We start from the raw sequence: 4,922 nt of genomic DNA, 5'->3' as shown, positions 1-4,922 counted from the left end.
ATTTGTTCATGACTCACACACATAACAATAATAGTGAATGTAAGTTTCATAAAACGGGTACTCGGTCATCGGTACTCGTTTTTTAAATAAAAAAAAGAGAAACCCTTCAAAAATAGGTATATATAACCAAAAATGAAATAAAATATATAAACCCGGTCAATCATATTTCTTTGTACACATGTACAAAAGAGACGAATTCACTCGTCTCTTTTGTATTTTTTTGGTATACAAAACCAATTCATAGTAAATAGTAAAAATGGAAGAAGGACAAATCATTTTGTTTTTGTATGAATACCCCTTTGAATCATTTACTAACTACCAATTAGATTGCAAAATACATTTGGACTTCTTCTACAAGGAATGAAAAGTACATCATGCACATTTTCCATCAAAATTTCTTACCTCACATATTGCATGTGCATTATTCATTCCTTTTTGAGATGAATTCTATAATCTGGTACGTGATATTTTAATATCCACTCATAAACAAAAAGAGCAACCGTTTCGTTCAGTTGCCCTTCCGTCAATTCTTTATACTATTACTATAAGGCATTTTTACAAGGGTTAACATACTCAAAACTGGGTGTCAGTAAAGTGCAAGTTCTTCAACGAATTTTATCCTTCTCATTATTTCAGCGTGTTTCTTATAGACATAACTAGCACTATAACTCAAATTCTCGGCTATTCCTTCTAGTGTCATGCCCTCCACATACTTTAGATACGCAATTTTATTTTCCAATCCTTTAAATGCACTTATTAGCTTTTTCAGTTTATACATGTCGTCCATCTTTTCAGCCAATTCGCGTTCACGAAAAGCAATGCGATCCTCAAGTTTCGCTCCTTCTGAATCAGCGATCAAACGCACTTCTTGTAAGTCACCCAAAACCCAACGTTTAAGTTCTCGCTTACTTCTATCCAAATCATGTTCTAGATAGATAATTTCATCTTCTAACTTTTGATAGTCTTTTAACCATTTCAACATGTATGATCACCTCACTTATTTTAGAATGCCAGCTTGTATAAATATATTTCTCCATGCTTTTTCAACATTTTCCCCCTTTAAATTCACCTCAAAACGTATGAATCTATTTATACACTGTTTTTTTATCGTTTTTAGACGCTCTATCACTCTCGTTATAATACATTCGCAATAAATTTAAGCGTTAAATTTCCTTGTTATATGCAGTCGTTTTTTCGTAAGCACTGTATTTGGGGCTAAATTACATATCGTTTGTTCCCTTTGGTGCCCACATTCACCTCTATATTCATTTTTGGTATTTATAACCTTTTTTATTTTATTCATGTATAAGATATTTTTGCTTGCCCATACTGTAAATGCGGTCATTAATCGATTTACCAAGCCTTAACCTCCAAACGTTTGAGCATCTGACTTTTGTTAGTTGCTTCTTTTTTTGGTTAAATGGACCTTTTTAAAATTCTTTTGCATATATTATTATCACAAGGAATTCTCCAGGTTTCTCTGGTCCAGTTACCTTGAGCACCTTGAGGTCCAGTAGCACTTGTGTTACCTTGAGGTCCTTGAACACCTCGTAGGAATAACCCGTTATAACTAGCGGGTTATTTTATTTTTTTGTAAACATGCTTGTTAAATAGCACTTTTGTTCCTCCTTACTTTGCTCTAACCTTCGTCAAACGTTCCGCAGTCTCTCGTCTTTATTCCTCAGACGTCACATACCCTATTTTATACTCACTTGTTTTTCACAGAAATATAGTATATTAAACAGCTCCTGTTCTAAGATAATGTTTCGCTTGATAATAAAAATGATAATAAATCCAATTCCCACTGAATTTCTTATTCAAATAAACGATTTCAAAACTATATTTTGCTTTAAATGTATTTAGCCTTCCCAGTAACGCTAGTGGATTGTATTTGGAATGATACTTCCCTTGCAACATCTTCTCATATCCATGTAGGTCCTCCACAATTAAGGTGAAGGGAATCTCTTTTGATCGAATTAATTCATTCTCAAACGCTGTTTGCGTATTTTTTTGTAAGTTCCCTGTGATCTCATCCATATGGGCTTTTCGTTCTACTCGGCTATCTAAGTAGATATCACGAGGAATGCCTAACTCTTCATTTTTCGGGATCATGCAGCCATAATCACCGGTATCTAATTTTTGATTTTTAATTGGAATGCCCTTTTGATGTAAGTAATCAAGAATATGACCATTTACGTTTTCACGCGTATCAATAACGATTGTGAGTGTTTTAAGAATGTTGCTTATCTCTTTATCCGTGTAATGGAAACTAATCATTCAGATTCCCCCTCTCCATATCCCTTATTAATTTCAAGCTCAATCAAGATAAATACCCTTTCAATACTTGCTTTAACGTTTAATGGATCATCCGTAAAGTATGCCTTAGTTAGTAAATCTAAATATTTATATAAATTTTCTAATCTGTTTTTGTACATCATTTATGACCTTTCTTCGCATATATAATAGCACGTTCATATATCTTTCTTGCCATTGCATTCGATTCATCATTTTCAAATTGGCGATAATCTTCGTACATGTCTGTCCATCCATTCGCAACAAGTACAATCGTCCAGTCATAGAACATTTGTAAAGAATCAGAATCCGTAAGCAGCCATTCGTATAACTGTGTGTTATGCTGCCATCCACAAAACTCATAGAATATCTTCCGGATTGTCACCTGTTCTGCACTTACATCCTTCCACGATTGAAACCAAGCATCAATTTCACTAAAATTTTGTTCAGCCAATTGCATCACTTCCGCTGGAATGCAATTCTGTCTCTTGATTGCAATACGACCGTCACTTTCGTCTAAATAGATATCTGCGCCTGATTTCCATATGAGACTTAGAATTTCTAATACTTGCATGGGAGGAGTTTCACACCCCACCTAGCTGCTTTACCTTTTGACTTATGCCATGCTCCAATTCGTTCTTGAGACAATCGATAACCAAAACTGTTTCTACTAATAGGTTTTAAATTATAAGTCTTACAATATTTTAAATAACGTTTATATAAATCATTCGTTACCTCAAAACTTTTAATATCTCGTTCAAGATTCTCTTCAACAAATTTTCCAATCATGTATCTCTCTCCCTTCTTAGTTATTAGACAGTTATTAAAAATGGTTAAAAATGCCCTTCAATAACTAAAAGTTATTTAAAATAACTCCCTCAAACCCTACAGCCCCAAGGATTTGATTATAAAAAGTTATTTAAGTTATCCTCCGACTCCAAAGATGCTCCTAATATACTTATTTTTATTTTTTTATTTTTTAAATTTATAAAAATATGAATAACTAAAATAACTAAATACATATAAAAAGGCGGTTAAACCCTTGATATGACTGAATTCCCAAAGAGTTATTAAACGTAGAAAAACAGTTATTAAAGCGCAAAAACAGTTATTAAACAGCCTTAAAATGGTTATTTTCTGCGTTTTCAGTAACTCCTTTAGTAACTGGTTTACGTTCTAATAAGGTAATTCCTGTAAAAAAGGTTTTATTCCCCGTTCCTTTCGTTTTGCCAAATCCCTTCGTTTCTAACATGCGATAGAAGGATCGATTCCCTAAAGCTCGTTCCCCAGAACGAAAACACCATGTTTCATATACGTTATACAGTTCCTTTGCTTCCATTTTGATTGCTTCGTTTTTCGGTTCATCTATATAACAAACTTCACTCAGAAATGGCCCCAGAATATCCATATCTTCTTTATATCGTCCTGTTGCTTCCGCTACTACTTTTGGCTCTTTGAGCCCCTCTTTTTGCCATTTCATGCACCCTTCAATCGCCCAGTTGAGAATCCCTGACATTTCCAATGATAATTTTTCAGATAATCGTTTATCCCGTTTATGTGCTGGTAAATTCAAGTTAAAAGGAATTAATTTAACGCGTCTCCAAATTCCTTCATCCAATCCGCCGATAATCGGTTTATGATTTGTCGTAAAAAATACTTTAAAGTCTGGAACGAATTCAAAATACTCTTGTCTTAAGAATCGTGCTAAAACAGGTTCTCCGCCCGTTATTTGCTTTACAAAAGAATCGGCAAGCCTTTCCCCTTCCTCGCTCTCAATCGCGCTTACAAAACGAGCTCCGGCCAATCTTGCAATATCATTATTCGCGCCTGTTTCTTTTTTCTTAATGAATGTATCCGACTTTGCTTGCTTCCCATACTCCCCCATCAAGTCTTTGATGGTATTGATAAATGTGGATTTCCCATTTGAACCACCACCTACTAAAAACATCATGATTTGTTCTGAAATATCACCGGTTAAGCTATATCCAATTAACCGCTGCATATATTCCCTCAATTCTCCATCACCTAAAAAGATTTGATCTAAGAATGAAAGCCAGGTCGGGCACTTCGCTTGTTCGTCAAATGTCACATTGGTGATTTTTGATAGATATAGATTACGATCATGTGGGCAAAGCTGACCTGTTCGTAAATCCACCACTCCATTTTCCACATTGAGTAAAAAAGAATGTCGATCAAATGTTTCACGCTCACCTGGAACTAACGGCATAAGATCCTTAATACTATTCATTCGAATATTTCTGCGCTCGCACATCCGCGCCCATTTCACTTCCGGTTCCTCCTCTGACTTATAGAGACCGCGAAGTACTTTTGCTGTCATTCTTTCAATCTCTTTTCTCGTGTCCATTCTCCATCGTTTGCCGTCCCATATGAGCCACCCCATCTCATTTACGTATTTGATTACATGGCCATATTCAAAAGCAATACGTTCTGCATTTCCGAGTTCTGTTAAACGAAATTTCTTTTTTGTCTTGTCCTCCACATCTTCAGCGGTATGTCCCTCACGGAAATCAAACGAAAATTCTTCGAATTGATCTTGATTATCTAAAATAGTTGTAGGTGTGGAAGAAATCGCATTTGCAATCGTTCGTTCCCCATATGTTTCATTTGTA

At 35.0% G+C, this 4,922-nt stretch carries 6 protein-coding genes; all 6 read right to left on the bottom strand.

Going from position 1 to position 4,922, the window contains the following annotated elements; translation table 11 throughout:
* Positions 1–586: 586 nt before the first annotated feature.
* Positions 587–982, bottom strand: coding sequence for a hypothetical protein (locus ACQRBL_RS31920; protein WP_000922258.1), 396 nt, complete (start codon positions 980–982; stop codon positions 587–589).
* Between the two features lie 15 nt (positions 983–997).
* Positions 998–1,069 (bottom strand): DUF3983 domain-containing protein, encoded by a 72-nt coding sequence (locus ACQRBL_RS31915; RefSeq protein ID WP_232292635.1) that lies wholly within the window; start codon positions 1,067–1,069, stop codon positions 998–1,000.
* A gap of 668 nt (positions 1,070–1,737) precedes the next feature.
* The gene (locus ACQRBL_RS31910; protein ID WP_000622804.1) at positions 1,738–2,277 is read right to left on the bottom strand and encodes an ERCC4 domain-containing protein; all 540 of its coding nucleotides are present in this window, start codon (positions 2,275–2,277) and stop codon (positions 1,738–1,740) included.
* Positions 2,278–2,434: 157 nt separating this feature from the next.
* Positions 2,435–2,866 (bottom strand): hypothetical protein, encoded by a 432-nt coding sequence (locus ACQRBL_RS31905; RefSeq protein WP_197265670.1) that lies wholly within the window; start codon positions 2,864–2,866, stop codon positions 2,435–2,437.
* Positions 2,854–3,081, bottom strand: a complete 228-nt coding sequence (locus ACQRBL_RS31900; RefSeq protein WP_000579542.1) for a primase-like DNA-binding domain-containing protein — start codon at positions 3,079–3,081, stop codon at positions 2,854–2,856. Before ACQRBL_RS31900 ends, ACQRBL_RS31905 begins: the two co-directional genes overlap by 13 nt.
* Positions 3,082–3,403: 322 nt before the next feature.
* The coding region (locus ACQRBL_RS31895; protein ID WP_427736368.1) for a DNA primase family protein at positions 3,404–4,922 on the bottom strand (1,519 nt) is incomplete at its 5' end.

Source organism: Bacillus sp. AF62 (assembly GCF_050312695.1).
Lineage (GTDB): Bacteria > Bacillota > Bacilli > Bacillales > Bacillaceae_G > Bacillus_A > Bacillus_A cereus.
The sequence above is the reverse complement of the archived record's forward strand: the minus strand, read 5'-3'. Positions and strand labels throughout refer to the sequence as shown.